We start from the raw sequence: 15,890 nt of genomic DNA, 5'->3' as shown, positions 1-15,890 counted from the left end.
GATGGAGCCGTCCGGTGCTTGAGGATGGGCGTGTTGCGTGGGTGGTCAAGCCTGTCCGGCGTTTGAGGACGAGCGCGCAGCGCGATAGACGAAGCCCGTCCGGCGTTTGAGGACGAGGCGCGGAGCGCCGATGAACGGTACAGGGCGCCCCCGCCAGACACGGCGTGCCGCGTTGATCGAACGTTGATCCGTTGTTTCGCCCCATCCCGCACGATCTCCTCATGCACTTTGACACCACCATGACCGAGCCCGAACTCGCCTGGCAGGAGCAGGCGCTGTGCGCGCAGACCGGCCCCGACTTCTTCTTTCCCGAGCCGGGCAGTTCGGTCCGCGAGGCCAAGCGCATCTGCCGCCTGTGCGAGATGCGCTCGGCCTGCCTGACGTACGCGCTGGACAACGACGAGCGCTTCGGCGTCTGGGGCGGGCTCTCCGAGAAGGAACGGCAGAACCTGCGGCGCGAGCAGGCCACGCGCCGCGCCTGAGCCCGGGGCCTAGGCGTAGGCGACGGTGAACCGCCGCGTGCCCGCCGGGATCCGCACGTCGTCCCCGGCGACGGGCACCGCGCGGCCGTCCGCCGTCGCCGCGCGCACCGCGCCGAAGCGGCACGGGTAGACGTAGCGCACCCCGTCCGGGGCCCGCGTGATGTCCACGGTCACCGTGCGCGCGCCCGCGTCGTGCGCGAGCCGGTAGCCGAAGGGCGCGCCGAACAGCGTCGGCGCGTCCTCGACGGCCACCCGCTCGCCGTCCGGCACCCAGTGCGGGCGCACGCCCGGCGCCACGTACAGATGCGGGTCGCGGTCCTCGTCGGCCTCGAAGAACAGGATGTCGCGGAGCAGCAGCAGATACTCCGCGGCGGCCCAGCCGTGCGGAATGTCCCCCATGTACCAGTGGCGGTGGGGGACTTCGCGGTAGTCGGACGCGATGGGGAAGGCGTGCTGCTCGTTCCAGGCGCCGAGCGCCACCGCCCGGTCCTCGACGCGCGGCAGCGACGCCGCCACCGTCCAGCCCAGCAGCGCGTCCATCCGCCCCGGGTCCCCGGCGAGCAGGTACGCGTGCGCCAGCTGCATGGTGAGGTACGGCCCGTACGCGTTCCAGGCCGCCTCGTGCCGGAAGCCGCCGGTGACGAAGTGGGCGTACAGGGTGTCGAGCGTGAACCGGGCCGCCCGGTCGATGTCGTCGCCGAGCTTGGCGCCCATGTGCAGGCGCAGCGGGTGGAAGTACGCCGCCGCGCCGATCATCGTCGAGTCGCGCCGCCCCACGTCCCCGGGGCCCGTGGGGATGTACGTCTCCCAGTCGCCGCGCGCCCGCTGCTCGGCCAGCACCCAGCGGATCGAGTCGGCGGTGGCCCGCTTCAGGTCGTCGAAGGCCGCCCACAGCTCGCCGATGTCCGGGGTGCCGAGCCGCTCGGCGAGGCGGGCCGCCTCGTACAGTCCGGCGAGGCCCCACAGGTCGTCCCAGTAGTGCGGTTTGTCGCGCTCGCCGAGGTGCTCCGCGCTCCAGCCGCTGTGCAGCAGGCCGTTGCCGTCGCGGTTGTCCCGCAGCCAGCGGGCGCCGTCGACGACGTACGGCGTGTACAGCTTCGCGCCGAGCGCCGCGCCGGGGCCGCGGGTGCGGTCGAGGCGGCCGATCGCCCACAGCGCCTGGCCGTTGCTGTCCCACTCCCAGTCGTCCCGCTCGTGCGGGCCGCCGAAGAAGCCGTACTCGGCGCACGGCCCGATCCGGCCCGTGCCGTGGTGGAACCGGTCCGGGTAGTGCGTGCCCACCTGGCGCTCCGCGAGCGCGGCGTCACCGACCAGGGAGCACGCGGTGGCCTCCACCGACGAGTCCCGGATCCAGAACGAGTCGTACACCGTCGGGCCCGGATGGATCTCGCCGTGGTCCGACAGGATCAGGAGTTGCGCCCTGGCCTGCCGGAACAGGCCCGTCAAGTGCGCCACCGGCTCGGGGAGCCGCGGCTGCACGCCCTCGCCGAGGAGCTTGCCCGTCCAGAAGTCCCGGGTCGCCGCGGCGAGGTCGGTGGCGTGCCCGGCCCGCACCTCCGCGAGGTCGTCGGCGCCACCGTACTGGTCCACCGGGAGGCGCACGTCGACCTCGAACACGGCGTCGTCCTCGACGCGGAACGGCCACGCGAACGCGGCGCTGCACAGCCCCGCCACCTGGTCCCGCGCCTCCAAGGCGCCGTTGAACTTGCCGCTGGTGACCAGGTCGTGGAACGGGTTGCGCGCCAGGTAGGCGTCCGGGTCGGTGACGAAGTCCGGGTTGCCGTACGCCCCGTAGTGCTCGGGAGGCGTGGTGAACACCGGGCCCCAGCCGGAGTTGGTCTCCACGCGGGCCTCGTCCGGCAGGTGGCGCAGGAACGTCAGGCGCCGGTCGGGGGCGCCGCCGCGCCGGTCGTGCCGCTGGAAGCCGCTGGGGCCCGCGGGCAGCACGGCCGCGCACAGCCAGCCCTCGCGCGGGCGCCCGTCCGGGGAGCTGACCGCGAGGCGGTGCACGGCGATGTCCCGCTGGCGCGCTCCCGTGGTCGTCGCGAACGTCCGCTGGAGGAGTTCCAGGCCGTCCGGCGTGAGCAGCGTCGTGTGCACGATCGGCACGTGCGGCGCCTCGACGTGCTGGACGACCCGGCCGCCGGACGCGAGCTGCGGCAGGCTGAGCGTGCCCGACGCCGGGTCGTACACGAAGCCCGCCAGGCAGTACCGGTCGTAGACGGGCTCGACCTCGCCGCCCTGACCGATCAGCGACTCCTGCCGGTGGTCCTTGACGCCCACCATGTGCCAGTACCGGTACAGCGCGTTCGAGGCGAACGCCGCCTCCTTCGAGTCGTACGTGCCCGTGTCGAAGTGGTCGCTCCAGCGGCGGAAGGCGGCCTGGGCCCACCAGGGCACCGGATACGGGACGCGCGCCCGGTCGGCCCAGGCGCGCCACATGACCTCGTAGAACATCCACTCGTGGGTCTGCACCACGGCACCACACCCCCAGCGGTCGGCTTCGGCCCCCCGCCCTGCCCAACATGGCACCGCGCCCCGCCCTCGTAAACGCACCGGGCGGGGAGCGCGGCGGGAAGCCGTCGCGCGGCGGCAGGAGGGGGCGGGCTACTGCCGGGGCCCCGTGGTGATGGGGGTCACCCCGCGGCCCGAGCCGCGAGGCGGGCGCGCCGCGCGGCCAGGCGCTCGTCGAAGCGCCGGGCCTCCGAGTCGAGGCCGTCCAGGTACAGGGCCAGCTCCTCCTGGGCCCTGGCGCCCTCCGGGCCGAGCCCGGGGACCTCCATGACCTTCAGGAACCGCAGCACGGGCTGGAGCACATCGTCGTGGTGGATGCGCAGGTTGTACACGCCGCCGATGGCCATCTGCGCGGCGGCCCGCTCGAAGCCGGGGATGCCGTGGCCGGGCATGCGGAAGCGGGTCACGACGTCGCGCACGGCCAGCATCGTCGGGTCGGGGGCCAGCTCGAACGCGGCGCGCAGCAGGTTGCGGTAGAACACCATGTGCAGGTTCTCGTCGGTCGCGATGCGGGCCAGCATCCGGTCGCAGACCGGGTCGCCGGACTGGTGCCCGGTGTTGCGGTGGGAAATGCGCGTGGCCAGCTCCTGGAAGGCGACGTACGCGACCGAGTGCAGCATCGAGTGCCGGTTGTCGGACTCGAACCCCTCGCTCATGTGTGCCATGCGGAAACGTTCCAGCGCGTCCGGGTCCACGGCCCGGGACGCCAGCAGGTAGTCCCGCATCACGATGCCGTGCCGTCCCTCCTCGGCGGTCCAGCGGTGCACCCAGGTGCCCCAGGCGCCGTCGCGGCCGAAGAGCGTGGCGATCTCGTGGTGGTAGCTCGGCAGGTTGTCCTCGGTGAGCAGGTTCACCACCAGCGCCGTGCGGCCGATGTCCGTGACCGGGGACTGGCTCTTCTCCCAGGCCTCGCCGTCCTCGAAGAGGCCGGGGAAGTTCCGCGCGTCGGAGAACGGCACGTACTCGTGCGGCATCCAGTCCTTGGCGACCTTCAGATGGCGGTTGAGCTCGGTCTCGACCACTTCCTCCAGGGCGTACAGCAGCTTGGCGTCGGTCCAGGTGCGCGGGCTGCCGAGGTGGGGAGAGGTGATCGTCACGGGGGCTCCTGGGGAGGGAGGGGAACGGGGGACGGACCGGCCCGCACGCCCGCCGGGGAGGGCGGCGCGCGCGAACCGCGAGCGGATTACCTACGGCATCGTAGGTTACGTACCCGTAGGTTAAACCCGTCGTAAAGGCCCCCGGCACCGGGGTCGCCCGCCGGGTCCGGGCGGGCTCCCGCGCCTGTGCCTCGACGGTGGGAGCCCGGCCGATGCCGCGGGGGCGGCACCTGCCGTAGCCTGGCTCCCCGCGCCGAGGCGGCTTACGCGGCACCTGTTGCGTAGCGCTGCCCTGGGGGTCCGAGGGGAGAAATGTCCGTTTCTCTGAAAGTAAGCAAAATCCAGCACCTGCCGCGCTAACGTGCCTGGTCAGCTTGTGTGGTCCCCGCGTGTGCGGGGGTGGTCCCCCGCTCCAGCTGTCGAAGACGATGCGGGCCCGGTGGTCCCCGCGTGTGCGGGGGTGGTCCCCGCGCGCGACATCTACGGCACGCTCGAAGACGGTGGTCCCCGCGTGTGCGGGGGTGGTCCCTGGTGGCGCAGCGTCTCAGCGACCAGAGGCAGGTGCTCCCCGCGCGTGCGGGGGTGGTCCCGCCGGGCCCAACCGCGAACCGAAGGAACCCGGGTGCTCCCCGCGCGTGCGGGGGTGGCCCCGCGACGGCCGCGGCCAGGGCCAGCAGGACGGTGAGGGTGATGTGGTCCCCGCGCGTGCGGGGGTGGTCCCCCGGAGGAGCCTCACCCAGTAGGGACCGTTGGGTGGTCCCCGCGAGTGCGGGGATACCCCCGTACCCCGCCAGAACGGCAAATGGGCGGCTGTCTGCGGATCGCCGAGCGCAGGGCCCCCGCCCGCCCGCGTCACCTGCGGCGACCGCCAAGGTGCGCTGCCGACCAGGCAGAAGCGCGTCGTCCGCTGTCGTCGGGCCCCGCCCGAAGGGCCCGGGCGCCGGGGTCAGCCCAGTCCCGCCGAGCGCCGCAGGTGTTCCGCCGTGTGCGACCCCCGGGCGTCGAGCAGTGCCCGCGGTGGGCCCTCGAAGACGATCTCGCCGCCGTCCTTGCCCCCGTCGGGTCCCAGGTCGATCACGTGGTCCGCGTGCTTGACGACCTCCAGGTTGTGCTCGACGACCAGGACGGTGTTCCCGGCGTCGACGAGCCGGTCGAGCAGCGCGAGCAGTCCGTCGACGTCGGCCATGTGCAGGCCGGTCGTCGGCTCGTCCAGGACGTACGTGGTGCCGCTGCGGTGCAGCTGCGTGGCCAGCTTGATGCGCTGGCGCTCGCCGCCGGAGAGGGTGCTCAGCGGCTGCCCGAGTGCCAGGTAGGTCAGGCCGACGTCCCGCAGGGCGGTCAGGCGGCGCCGCACCGCCGCGTCGGGGAAGTCGGCGAAGAAGGCCAGCGCCCGCTCGGCCGTCATCTCCAGTACGTCGGCGATGGAGTGCCCGCCCACGGTCAGCCGCAGCACCTCGTCCTTGAACCGCCGCCCCGCGCACGCCTCGCACGTGGTGGTGACCGGGTCCATGAAGGCGAGGTCGCTGTAGATGACCCCGCGCCCCTGGCAACTCTCGCACGCGCCCGCCGAGTTGAAGCTGAACAGGCCCGGCTTGGTGCCGGTGTGCCGGGCGAAGAGCGCCCGCAGCCGGTCCATGACACCGAGGTACGTCGCCGGGGTCGAGCGGCCCGAGATGCCGATGGACGACTGGTCGACGACCACGGCCTCGGGGTGCTGGGCGGTGAAGACGCGGGAGACCAGGGTGCTCTTGCCCGAGCCCGCGACGCCGGTGACCACGGTCAGGACGCCGGTCGGGATCCGTACGCTGACGTCCCTCAGGTTGTGCAGGGCGGCGTCCTTGATCCAGACGCCGCCCACCGGCTCCCGCGGGTGCTCCTTGACCCCGGTGGTCCGCCGCAGGTGGCGGCCGGTGAGGGTGTCGGCGGCGCGCAGCTCCTCGGGCGTGCCCTCGAAGACGACGAGGCCGCCGTCCGCGCCCGCGGCCGGGCCCATGTCCACGACGTGGTCGGCGACGGCGATCACGTCCGGGTCGTGCTCGACGACGAGCACCGTGTTGCCCTTGTCGCGCAGGCGCAGCAGCAGGTCGTTGAGGCGGCCCACGTCCCGCGGGTGCAGCCCCACGCTCGGCTCGTCGAAGATGTACGTCATGCCGGTGAGGCTGGAGCCGAGGTGGCGCACCATCTTCAGGCGCTGCCCCTCGCCGCCGGACAGCGTGGAGGTCTCCCGGTCCAGGCTCGGATAGCCGAGCCCGATGGCCGCCACGCGCTCCAGGGCCGCGACGGCCGCCCCGGCGACGGGGCCCGCCACCGGGTCGTCGATCCGGGAGAGTTCCGCGATCAGGTCGGTGACCTGCATGCGCGTGCAGTCGGCGATGCTCAGGCCGTTGATGCGGCTGGCGAGCGCGGCCTCGTTCAGCCGCGCCCCCGGCAGGCCTCGCAGCGCCCCTCCGCCAGGAACGACTGCACCAGGTCGCGGGTCTTCTGCGACAGCGCCGACAGGTCGCGGTTGAGGTAGAGCCGCTCGAAGCGGTCGGCGAGCCCCTCGTAGTCGATGCCGCGGGCGCCGCCGGTGTTGTTGACGCTGACCTTCCGGCTGCCGACGCGCCCGCGCAGCAGGAACCGCCGCTCCTCGGCGGTGAAGCGGCCCACCGGCTTGTGCGGGTCCAGGTCGGGGCTGTTGGTGTACGTCTGGCCGTGCCAGGTCCCGGCGGCGAACGGCGGGAACAGGATCGCGCCGTCCGCCAGGGACCTGGCCGGGTCCAGGATGCGGTCGTAGTCGGGCCGCACGGTCTTGCCCAGGCCGTCGCAGCGCGGGCACATGCCGCTCGGGTCGTTGAACGAGTACGCCGTCGCCGGGCCCGCGCTCGGCTCCCCGTGCCGCGAGAACAGCACCCGGATCACCGAGTAGATGTCCGTCATGGTGCCGACGGTGGACCGGGAGTGGCCGCCGATCGGCTTCTGGTCGACGACGACCGCGGGCGCCAGGTCCTCGATGGCGTCCGCCTGCGGCCGCTCGTACTTCGGCAGCCGGTTGCGGATGAACCAGGTGAACGTCTCGTTGAGCTGGCGCTGCGACTCGACGGCGACGGTGTCGAAGACGACCGACGACTTCCCCGACCCGGACACGCCGGTGAACACGGTGAGGCGGCCCTTGGGGATGCGCAGGCTCACCTCCCTCAGGTTGTTCTCGCGGGCTTTGGTGATGGTGATGTGCTGGTGGTCCGATGCGTGCATGCACGCGAAGCTAACCGGGATACCAGACAGCTTCTGTCGTGATTTACGGTGTTCCGACGGTGTCCCGTTCGTGGAGCCCCTACGGGGTTCCGCTCGCGGAGTCCGCGAGGTCGCGCGGGGCCCTGGGTGCCGGAAGCCCGTCGTCCGGGATCTCGTCCACGTCCCGCAGCTCGCCGTCGAGCAGCAGCCAGCGCGTGATGCCGACCGACTTCAGGAACGGCACGTCGTGACTGGCCACGATCAGCGTGCCCTGGTACGACTCCAGGGCCGAGGACAGCTGCCGCACGCTCGCCATGTCCAGGTTGTTCGTCGGCTCGTCGAGCAGCAGCAGCTGCGGCGCGGGCTCGGCCAGCATGAGCGCCGCGAGCGCCGCCCGGAACCGCTCGCCGCCCGACAGGGTGCCCGCCCGCTGGTCGGCCTTGGCGCCCCGGAACAGGAAGCGGGCCAGGCGGGCCCGGACGCGGTTGTTGGTGGCGTCCGGGGCCTGCCGCGCCACGTTCTCGGCGACGGACAGCTCGTCGTCGAGCACGTCCAGGCGCTGCGGCAGGAAGCGCAGCGGCACATGGGCCAGCACCTCGCCCGACACCGGTGCCAGGTCGCCGCTGATGGTGCGCAGCAGCGTGGTCTTGCCCGCGCCGTTGCGGCCGACGAGCGCGATCCGCTCCGGGCCGCGCAGCTCGAACTCACCCTTGACGCGCGCTCCGTAACGCAGCGTCAGATTGCTCAGGGTGAGGACGGAGCGACCGGGCGGGACCGCGGTGTACGGCAGGTCGACGCGGATCTCGTCGTCGTCCCGCACCGCCTCGACCGCGTCGTCGAGCCGCTCCCTGGCCTCGGCGAGCTTCTCCTCGTGCAGGACGCGATGCTTGCCCGCGGACTCCTGCGCGGCCCGCTTGCGGTTGCCCATGACGACCTTCGGCTCGCGCTTCTGGTCCCACATCTTCTGCCCGTACCGTTTGCGGCGGGCCAGTTTGACCTGGGCGTCGAGGAGTTCGCGCTTCTGCCTGCGCAGGTCGGCCTCGGCGACGCGCACCATGCGCTCCGCGGCCTCCTGCTCGACGGCGATGATCTCCTCGTACGCGGTGAAGTTCCCCCCGTACCAGGTCACTTCGCCGTCGCGCAGGTCGGCGATCTGGTCGACGCGGTCCAGCAGCTCCCGGTCGTGGCTGACCACGACGAGGACGCCGGACCACGCCTCGACGGCCGCGTACAGGCGCCGACGGGCGTACAGGTCCAGGTTGTTGGTGGGCTCGTCGAGCAGCAGCACGCCGGGCCCGCGCAGCAGCAGGGCCGCGAGCCGCAGCAGCACCGACTCGCCGCCGGAGACCTCGCCCGTGGTGCGGTCGAGGCCGATGTGGCCGAGGCCGAGCTGGTCGAGGGTGGCGGTGGCGCGCTCCTCGACGTCCCAGTCGTCGCCGACGGCCGCGAAGTGCTCCTCGCGCGCGTCGCCCGCCTCGATGGCGTGCAGCGCGGCGCGGGCGTCCGCGATGCCGAGCACCTCGTCGACGCGCAGGCCGGTGTCGAGGGTGACGTTCTGCGGCAGGTAGCCGATGTCGTCGGCGGTGCGCACGATGCCCTCGCCGGGCGTGAGCACACCGGCGATCAGCTTCAACAGGGTGGACTTCCCCGATCCGTTGCGGCCGATCAGGCCGGTCCTGCCGGGGCCGAACGCGACCTGGAGACCGTCGAACACGGGCGTGCCGTCGGGCCAGGCGAAGGACACGGACGTGAGGGAGACGGCGGGGGCGGAAGAAGTGGACATAGGGCGCCTCGCGGTTGCTCGGTGGTCGTGGAAGGGGGCAACGCGAGTGAGACACCACGACCTCGCCGCGCGACGGCGGCCGTCCCCACGAGGGGGGACGAGGCGGGGGAGAGGGGCCTGCGCCGGGGCAGGACGGCTCGTACGCCGAGGTCGCACACGACGTGCACACAACGGCAGCCGCCGACGAGCGGCGACGCGTACGCCGACGAGGGTCGGCGAGCGGTGTGTGACGCGGTGTCTCACGACCTCAGAGGAGCAACGTCCTTCTCCAATCGGCGGCGACAGATGCGTGGTACACCGTAGGGAGGGCCGTCGGGGGCGTCAAAGGGTTTATCCGCCGAGGGGTTTCCTCACAGCCGCAGCCGCAGCGGCAGCCGCAGCCGCAGCGCCGCCGGTGCTGCCGGTGGTGTCGGATTTCCGCCAGACCCGGCCCCGGGGCCCTGGTTGGCTGCCGGGCATGACGAACCAGTACGACACCGCGGCCGCCTTCCGCGCCCTGCACGTCCCCGGCACCCCGCTGGTCCTGCCCAACGCGTGGGACCTCGCCAGCGCCCGGCTCGTCGAGGACGCCGGGGCCGCGGCCGTCGCCACCACCAGCGCGGGCCTCGCCTGGGCGCTGGGCGCGGCCGACGGCGACCGCCTGACCCGGGAGCGGGCCCTGGACGCCGTCGCGCGGATCGCGGACGCGGTGGCGGTACCGGTGACCGCCGACGTGGAGAGCGGCTACGCCGAGGACGCCGAGGGCGTCGGCGACACCGTGCGGGCGGTGCTCGCCGCGGGCGCGGTCGGCGTGAACATCGAGGACGCCCTGTACGGCGGGGCGAGGCCACTGCGGCCCGTCGCCGAGCAGGCGGAGCGGATCGCGGCCGCGCGCGCGGCGGCCGACGCGGCGGGCGTGCCGCTGTTCGTGAACGCGCGGATCGACACCTGTCTGCGGGGCGTCGGGGAGCGGCCGGACGCCCGCCTCGCGCTCACCCTGGAGCGGGCCGACGCGTACCTCGCGGCCGGGGCCGACGGGATCTTCGTGCCGGGCGCGGTGGCGCCGGAGACGGTCGCCGCCCTGGTCAAGGGGATCGACGGGCCGCTCAACGTGATGGCGGGCCCCGGCGCGCCCCCGGTCGCGGAGCTGGCCGGGCTCGGGGTGGCGCGGATCAGCGTCGGCGCGGGCATCGCCCAGGCCGCGCACGCGCTGGTGCGCCGGGCGGCGCGCGAACTCCTGGCCGAGGGCACCTACGGGACGCTGGCGGACGGGCTCGACTACGGAGAGCTCAACGCGCTCCTCGGGAGCTGACGCTCCCGTGCGGGCTCAGCAGGCGTCCCGCATCAGCTCGGCCAGATCGCGGTCCAGGTCCACGTGCGCGTGCTCCTGGCCCGCCGGGACCAGGGCCGTCGTGCGGTGCAGGAACCGGCGCAGATCTCCGGTGCGCACGTGCACGATGGCAGTGCCCTCGGGGGCGTGGAACTCCAGGACCGTCCGCTCGTACCCGTACGGCCGGACGCGGACGTCGCCGTCGCCCGCCGCGGTCTCCACGCCGCGCGCCAGCAGTTCGCGGCCGAACGTCCAGTGCACCTCGACGCCCTCCAGGGTGGCCGGGGCGGGGAAGCTCATGCGGACCGCGAAGGGGTCCCGCTGGTCGTAGCGCAGGGTCGCCGGGATCGTGGGCATGCGGGGCGCCGCGGCGACCAGGCGGGCCTCGACGGCTTGCTCGATGACAGTGGACAAGGCCTCTCCCTCACTGCTGGCGGTACTGCTGACGGGCTGACGACTGGACGACCGGGATGTGCACGACCGGGGTCGGACACTTGAATAGACGTGGGAAACGGGGAATCCGTGCACGCGCGGAGGGGGCGGGCCGAGTGACCTCTGTCACCGCGACACCGCCCGCCGCGCCGCCGTTCCCGGACGCCGCCGCCCGGGGGACTCCCGGGCCCGCACGCTCCGCCATCTGGACGGCGCCCCCACCGTGGGCTAGCTTCGCCCGCCATGAGTGGCATGGGCACGACGGAGTTCGGGGGACGTGTGATGCGTACGGGGCCTGCGCGGCGTAGGAGGACGGATCTCACGCGGCGGCCGAGTCTCACACGTCTCACATGGCGGCCGAGTCTCGCGCGGCGTACGAGGCGAGGGTGGCGTTCGGTGCTGGGAGTGGCGGCGCTGGCCGTCACCTGCCTCGCGGCACCCGGGGCGGCGCAGGCGGCGGGCGGCTCCCCCGGGGGCGACGGGTCCGGGGCCCGGGGCGCGGCGCTGACCTGGGACCTCAAGCCGACCGGGACGGACGCCCGGTTCCGGGGGCTCGCGGCGGTCAGCCGCAGCACGGCCTGGGTGGCCGGTTCCCCGGGTACGGTGCTGCGGACCACGGACGGGGGCGCGCACTGGCGGGACGTGTCGCCGCCCGGCGCCGCCGGTCTCGAACTGCGCGACGTCGAGGCGTTCGACGGCCGCCGGGCCGTGGTCCTCGCCATCGGCGAGGGCGAGGCGTCGCGGGTCTACCGCACCAGTGACGGCGGCCGCACCTGGACGGAGACCTTCCGCAACCCGGACCCCAAGGCGTTCTACGACTGCATGACGTTCTTCGACCGCCGCCACGGCCTGGCGGTGAGCGACCCGGTGAACGGCAAGTACCGCCTGCTGTCCACCGCCGACGGCGGCCGCTCCTGGAAGGTGCTGCCGGACCGGGGCATGCCCGCCGCGCAGGCGGGCGAGTCGTCGTTCGCGGCGAGCGGGCAGTGCCTGGTCAGCTCCGGGCCGCGCGACGTGTGGCTGGCCACCGGGGGCGCGGCCCGCGCCCGGGTGCTGCACTCCGCCGACCGGGGCCTGACCTGGACGGCGACGGACGCGCCGATCCCCGCGGGCGAGAGCGCGCGGGGCGTCTTCGGCGTCGCCTTCCGCGACCGCGCCCACGGGATCGCCGTCGGCGGGGACTACCGGGCGGGCCAGCCCTCGCCCCGGGCGTCCGCGGTGACCCGCGACGGCGGCCGCACCTGGGCCCCGGCCGCGCGCCCGTCGCCCGCCTACCGCTCCGGCGTGACCTGGCTCCCGTACAGCCGCGCCGCCGCCCTCGCCGTCGGCCCCACCGGCACCGACCTCACCACCGACGGCGGCCGCACCTGGCGGACGCTCGACACCGGCTCGTACGACACCGTGGACTGCGCCCGGGACCTGGCCTGCTGGGCGTCCGGCGAACAGGGCCGGGTGGCCCGCCTGGGAGTGTCCTGACGGACCGCTAGGAGGGCAACTGCTGCCGGTGGGCGGCCAGTTCGGGGGCGGTCTTGGTGGCGAGGAACTCCGTGATCCGGTACTCGCACACCCCGCCGGTGACGAACGGGTCGCTCGCCGCCAGCGCCTCGATCCGCTCGCGGCTCTCCCCGACGGCGATGATCACCCCGCCGTCCCGCGGGTTCTTCCGCCCCGAAGCGAGGAACACGCCCCTGGCGTACTGCTCGTCAAGCCACCGCACGTGCTCCGCGAGCAGCGCGTCGACTCGGTCGGTGGGGGCGGTGTAGGTCAACTCCATCACGTACATGGTCGCGAGGCTATCGCGTGGGGGTGGGGCGACGGCCGGGGGACCGGGGGGATCGCCGCCGCGGGGCGCGCCGGTCGGGCGCGCGGGGCCCGGAGGGTGTCGGCGGCGAATCCGCGCGGCGTACGCGTGCGCGTGGGCCCGGGGCTTGGCGGGGGCGCGAGGGGTGACGCCGTGGCGCACGTGAGGCGTCGCATAGAGGCACGTGACCACCATCGATCCCATGGTGCTGTGACGGGGGCGTTTTTGTTGGCTGGATCTGGCGTGGGTGTTCGCTTTGCCCAGGTATTCGAACGGGTGTGAACGGGTAAGACGGTGGAGCGGCACCGGCACGGCCACGTGGCCAACGAGAAGCGGGGAGAGGGCGGCGGGATGGAGCAGGTGACGGCCGTCGCGCTGATGGCCGCCCTGTCGCGGGCCGCCGCCCTGCACGCTTCCCGCGATGCCTTGTACGCCTCCCGTGGCGCCTTGTACGAAGCCGTCCGGGCCGCCGCGGCCCCTGAGCTGGCCGACCGGGTCCACGCCTGGTGCGCCGCCCCTGACCGCCGCGACCCGGCCGCGACGCGCGCCATGGCCCGCTCCCTCGCCCAACAGGCCGCCGAGTGACCGTTGTTGGCGCGGAACACCCTCGGCGGCGCCGCCACCGTGCACGGACCGCCGTCCAGGCCCCCGGCATCCACGGCGGCGTCCACCTCCGCGCGGCCCCGCAGCCCCGAAGACCCGCCCACCCCGCGGCAACTCCCGCCCGTGCCAGCCCACTTCACCAACCGCTCCGCCGAACTCGCCGCCCTCGACCGGCTCGCGCGCACCGGCGGCGGCCCCCCGCGGACCGTCGTCATCAGCGGCCCCGCGGGCGTCGGCAAGACCACGCTCGCGCGCCGCTGGCTGCCGGACCACGCCGCCGCGTTCCCCGACGGGCAGCTCTACGCCGATCTGCGCGGGCGTTCCGACGACGGCCCGACGACGGCCCGGCGCGGCCCGGCGAACTGCTCGGCGAGTTCCGCGCGCGCTCGGCCATGAGCGGCCGTCCGCCGAACTGCACAAGCGCGCCGCCCTGTGGCGCACCGCCACCGCCGACCCCCGCATCGCCGTCCTCCACGACAACGCAGAACGCCCGGGGGAGGGCCACGGGATGCCAGGTCGCCCCACGTCCTAGGCTGACCCCACCATGAGCACCCCGAACCCCCTGCCTGGGCCCGTTCCCGTGACCGTGCCGTCCGGCTGGCCCGCTGACGAAGCCGCCGCCCGGAGCGTGCAGGACGCCCTGCGGGCCCGCGTGATCCTCGACGAGCCCGGTCCGGAACCCGGCGTCGGCCATGTCACGGGCGTCGACGTCGCGTACGACGACGAGCGCGACGTGGTCGCCGCCGCCGTCGTCGTCCTGGACGCGGACGGACTCGGCGTCGTCCAGGAGGCCACCGCCGTCGGCCGGGTCACCTTCCCCTACGTGCCGGGCCTGCTGGCGTTCCGCGAACTCCCGGCGGTGCTCGCCGCCCTCGACGCCCTCACCGTCGACCCCGGGCTCGTCGTCTGCGACGGCTACGGCATCGCCCACCCCCGCCGCTTCGGGCTCGCCAGCCACCTCGGGGTCCTCACCGGCCGCCCCACCATCGGCGTCGCCAAGAACCCCTTCACCTTCGCGTACGAGGCCCCCGCCGCAGAGCGCGGCGCGGTCGCCCCGCTCAGGGACGGGACGGAGGAGGTGGGCAGCGCGGTACGGACCCGGACGGGGGTGAAGCCGGTGTTCGTCTCCGTCGGGCACCGGGTGGGGCTCGCGGTGGCGCGAGCCCATGTGCTGCACCTGACGCCCCGGTACCGGCTGCCGGAGACCACCCGGCGGGCGGACGCGCTGTGCCGCGAGGCGCTACGCGCGACGTGAGCCGTCCGGGGGCGGCCGCGCCTCGTCGCGCCCATCCACCCCCGCGCCGCCAACGGCGGGTGACCCCCACAAGGAGCGTTCACCCCGTAGCCAGGCAGTAACGGGTGGGCGGGTGGGAGAACAGGCTCAGCGGAGCGCGGCGACGCGGAAGCCGATTCCCGCCGCCGCCAGCCGCGCGGTCAAGGGCTCCGCCATGGCCACCGCGGGCGTCACCTGCCCCGCCACCTCCGGCACGGCGTCCCGCGTCAGGCACAGCGCCGCCTCCGCGAGGATCTTCGCGGTCTCCCCGTACCCGGGGTCCCCGCCCGTGACCTCGGTGTAGACCCGCCGTCCGCCGCCCTCCCCGACGAAGCGGAGCGAGAACCAGCTCGCGGCCCGCCGCGCCGCGTCGGGCCCTTCGCCGGGCTTGACGAGGCCGGAGAGCCAGCGCCGCGCGGGCGGCACCTGCGCGGCGGCGAGGACCGCGCCGACGGCCGCGACGCCGCCCACGGCGACCGGCAGGGACCGCACGGCGGCGTAGTGCCGGTAGCGGAAGTCCGGCCCGTACCGGGCGAGCGCCCGCGCGGAGCGCTCGACGACCTGCGCGTCGATGGTCGGCAGCGGCAGCGCCCACGCGCCCACCTCACCGGCGTACCGGGGCGCGCTCGGCGACGCGTCGGCGGTGCGGCCGACGGGCCCCGGCTCGTGCCGCCGCCGCTCCCGCGCGGCGGCCAGCATCTGCCGCCCGCGCGCCATCTGCTGGAGCGCCGAGGCGAACGTACCGCCGGAGAAGCGCGCGTTGCTGCGCACGAAGCCGTCGACGCGCAGCGGCACGTCCTCGGGGAGCTGCTGGACGGTGAAGTACACGCCGAGGTCGTGCGGCACGGAGTCGAATCCGCAGGCGTGCACGAGGCGCGCCCCGGTCTCCCGGGCGCGGGCGTCGTGCCGTACGTACATGAGGTCGACGAACTCGGGCTCTCCGCAGAGATCGAGGTAGTCCGTGCCCGCGTCGGCGCAGGCGCCCACGAGGTCCTGCCCGTACGCGAGGTAGGGGCCGACGGTCGACGCGACCAGGCGCGCGCGGGCGGCCAGGTCGCGCAGGGACGTGAGGTCACCGGCGTCGGCGCGCACCAGGGGGAGCGCGGCGCACTCCGGGTGGTCCACGGCGAGCCGCTCCCGCAGCCGCTCCAGCTTGGCCACATCGCGCCCGGCGAGCGCCCAGCGCAGCCCGTCGGGCGCGTGCGCGGCGAGGTACTCGGCGGTCAGCGTGCCGACAAAACTGGACGCTCCGTAGAGCACGATGTCGTACGGGCGGTCCTGCGGGCGCTCTTCTGGACGGTTCACGTCGTGGCTGGTCATGGCACCTCTCTGCCGTGGGTCCCGCGCCAGGGCCGCGCGCCGCCGCGCGACCACCGGCGCCCC

Annotated in this window: 12 protein-coding genes and 1 pseudogene; 6 read left to right on the top strand and 7 right to left on the bottom strand. The window is 74.3% G+C overall.

The window, feature by feature from the left end:
- Positions 1 to 221 precede the first annotated feature (221 nt).
- Positions 222 to 482, top strand: coding sequence for a WhiB family transcriptional regulator (locus ACOBQU_RS06765; RefSeq protein ID WP_423624981.1), 261 nt, complete (start codon positions 222 to 224; stop codon positions 480 to 482).
- Between the two features lie 9 nt (positions 483 to 491).
- Here ACOBQU_RS06765 and ACOBQU_RS06760 read toward each other — a convergent pair whose 3' ends face one another.
- The 4 genes and pseudogenes from ACOBQU_RS06760 to ACOBQU_RS06745 form a co-directional block, all read right to left on the bottom strand.
- Positions 492 to 2,960, bottom strand: coding sequence for a hypothetical protein (locus tag ACOBQU_RS06760; RefSeq protein WP_423624980.1), 2,469 nt, complete (start codon positions 2,958 to 2,960; stop codon positions 492 to 494).
- 158 nt (positions 2,961 to 3,118) lie between these two features.
- On the bottom strand, positions 3,119 to 4,093 hold the full coding sequence (locus ACOBQU_RS06755) for an acyl-ACP desaturase (RefSeq protein WP_423624979.1): 975 nt from the start codon (positions 4,091 to 4,093) through the stop codon (positions 3,119 to 3,121).
- 946 nt (positions 4,094 to 5,039) lie between these two features.
- A pseudogene (locus ACOBQU_RS06750) lies at positions 5,040 to 7,327 on the bottom strand (ATP-binding cassette domain-containing protein).
- 79 nt (positions 7,328 to 7,406) lie between these two features.
- The gene (locus ACOBQU_RS06745; RefSeq protein ID WP_423624978.1) at positions 7,407 to 9,089 is read right to left on the bottom strand and encodes an ABC-F family ATP-binding cassette domain-containing protein; all 1,683 of its coding nucleotides are present in this window, start codon (positions 9,087 to 9,089) and stop codon (positions 7,407 to 7,409) included.
- Positions 9,090 to 9,546: 457 nt separating this feature from the next.
- Between ACOBQU_RS06745 and ACOBQU_RS06740 the strand changes: the two genes are divergently transcribed.
- Positions 9,547 to 10,380: an isocitrate lyase/PEP mutase family protein gene (locus ACOBQU_RS06740; protein WP_423624977.1), complete on the top strand. Its 834-nt coding sequence runs from the start codon at positions 9,547 to 9,549 to the stop codon at positions 10,378 to 10,380.
- A gap of 15 nt (positions 10,381 to 10,395) precedes the next feature.
- On the opposite strand, the gene ACOBQU_RS06735 is transcribed toward ACOBQU_RS06740, so the two are convergent.
- Positions 10,396 to 10,812, bottom strand: coding sequence for an SsgA family sporulation/cell division regulator (locus ACOBQU_RS06735; protein ID WP_423624976.1), 417 nt, complete (start codon positions 10,810 to 10,812; stop codon positions 10,396 to 10,398).
- A 414-nt stretch (positions 10,813 to 11,226) separates the two neighbouring features.
- Between ACOBQU_RS06735 and ACOBQU_RS06730 the strand changes: the two genes are divergently transcribed.
- Positions 11,227 to 12,306 (top strand): WD40/YVTN/BNR-like repeat-containing protein, encoded by a 1,080-nt coding sequence (locus tag ACOBQU_RS06730; RefSeq protein ID WP_423624975.1) that lies wholly within the window; start codon positions 11,227 to 11,229, stop codon positions 12,304 to 12,306.
- Positions 12,307 to 12,313: 7 nt separating this feature from the next.
- Here ACOBQU_RS06730 and ACOBQU_RS06725 read toward each other — a convergent pair whose 3' ends face one another.
- Complete coding sequence (locus ACOBQU_RS06725; protein ID WP_423624974.1) at positions 12,314 to 12,613, bottom strand: YciI family protein; 300 nt, start codon at positions 12,611 to 12,613, stop codon at positions 12,314 to 12,316.
- 369 nt (positions 12,614 to 12,982) lie between these two features.
- Between ACOBQU_RS06725 and ACOBQU_RS06720 the strand changes: the two genes are divergently transcribed.
- The 3 genes from ACOBQU_RS06720 (at position 12,983) to ACOBQU_RS06710 (ending at position 14,489) form a co-directional block, all read left to right on the top strand.
- Positions 12,983 to 13,216 (top strand): hypothetical protein, encoded by a 234-nt coding sequence (locus ACOBQU_RS06720; protein WP_423624973.1) that lies wholly within the window; start codon positions 12,983 to 12,985, stop codon positions 13,214 to 13,216.
- 141 nt (positions 13,217 to 13,357) lie between these two features.
- Complete coding sequence (locus ACOBQU_RS06715) at positions 13,358 to 13,630, top strand: AAA family ATPase (RefSeq protein ID WP_423624972.1); 273 nt, start codon at positions 13,358 to 13,360, stop codon at positions 13,628 to 13,630.
- Positions 13,631 to 13,778: 148 nt separating this feature from the next.
- Entirely contained in the window at positions 13,779 to 14,489 is a 711-nt protein-coding gene (locus tag ACOBQU_RS06710; RefSeq protein ID WP_423624971.1) for an endonuclease V, read from the top strand.
- 126 nt (positions 14,490 to 14,615) lie between these two features.
- On the opposite strand, the gene ACOBQU_RS06705 is transcribed toward ACOBQU_RS06710, so the two are convergent.
- Positions 14,616 to 15,827, bottom strand: a complete 1,212-nt coding sequence (locus ACOBQU_RS06705) for a saccharopine dehydrogenase family protein (protein ID WP_423624970.1) — start codon at positions 15,825 to 15,827, stop codon at positions 14,616 to 14,618.
- Between the last annotated feature and the right edge of the window lie 63 nt (positions 15,828 to 15,890).

It is taken from the genome of Streptomyces sp. G45, from assembly GCF_049542095.1.
Classification (GTDB): domain Bacteria; phylum Actinomycetota; class Actinomycetes; order Streptomycetales; family Streptomycetaceae; genus Streptomyces.
This window is presented reverse-complemented; position numbering and strand designations above follow the sequence as displayed.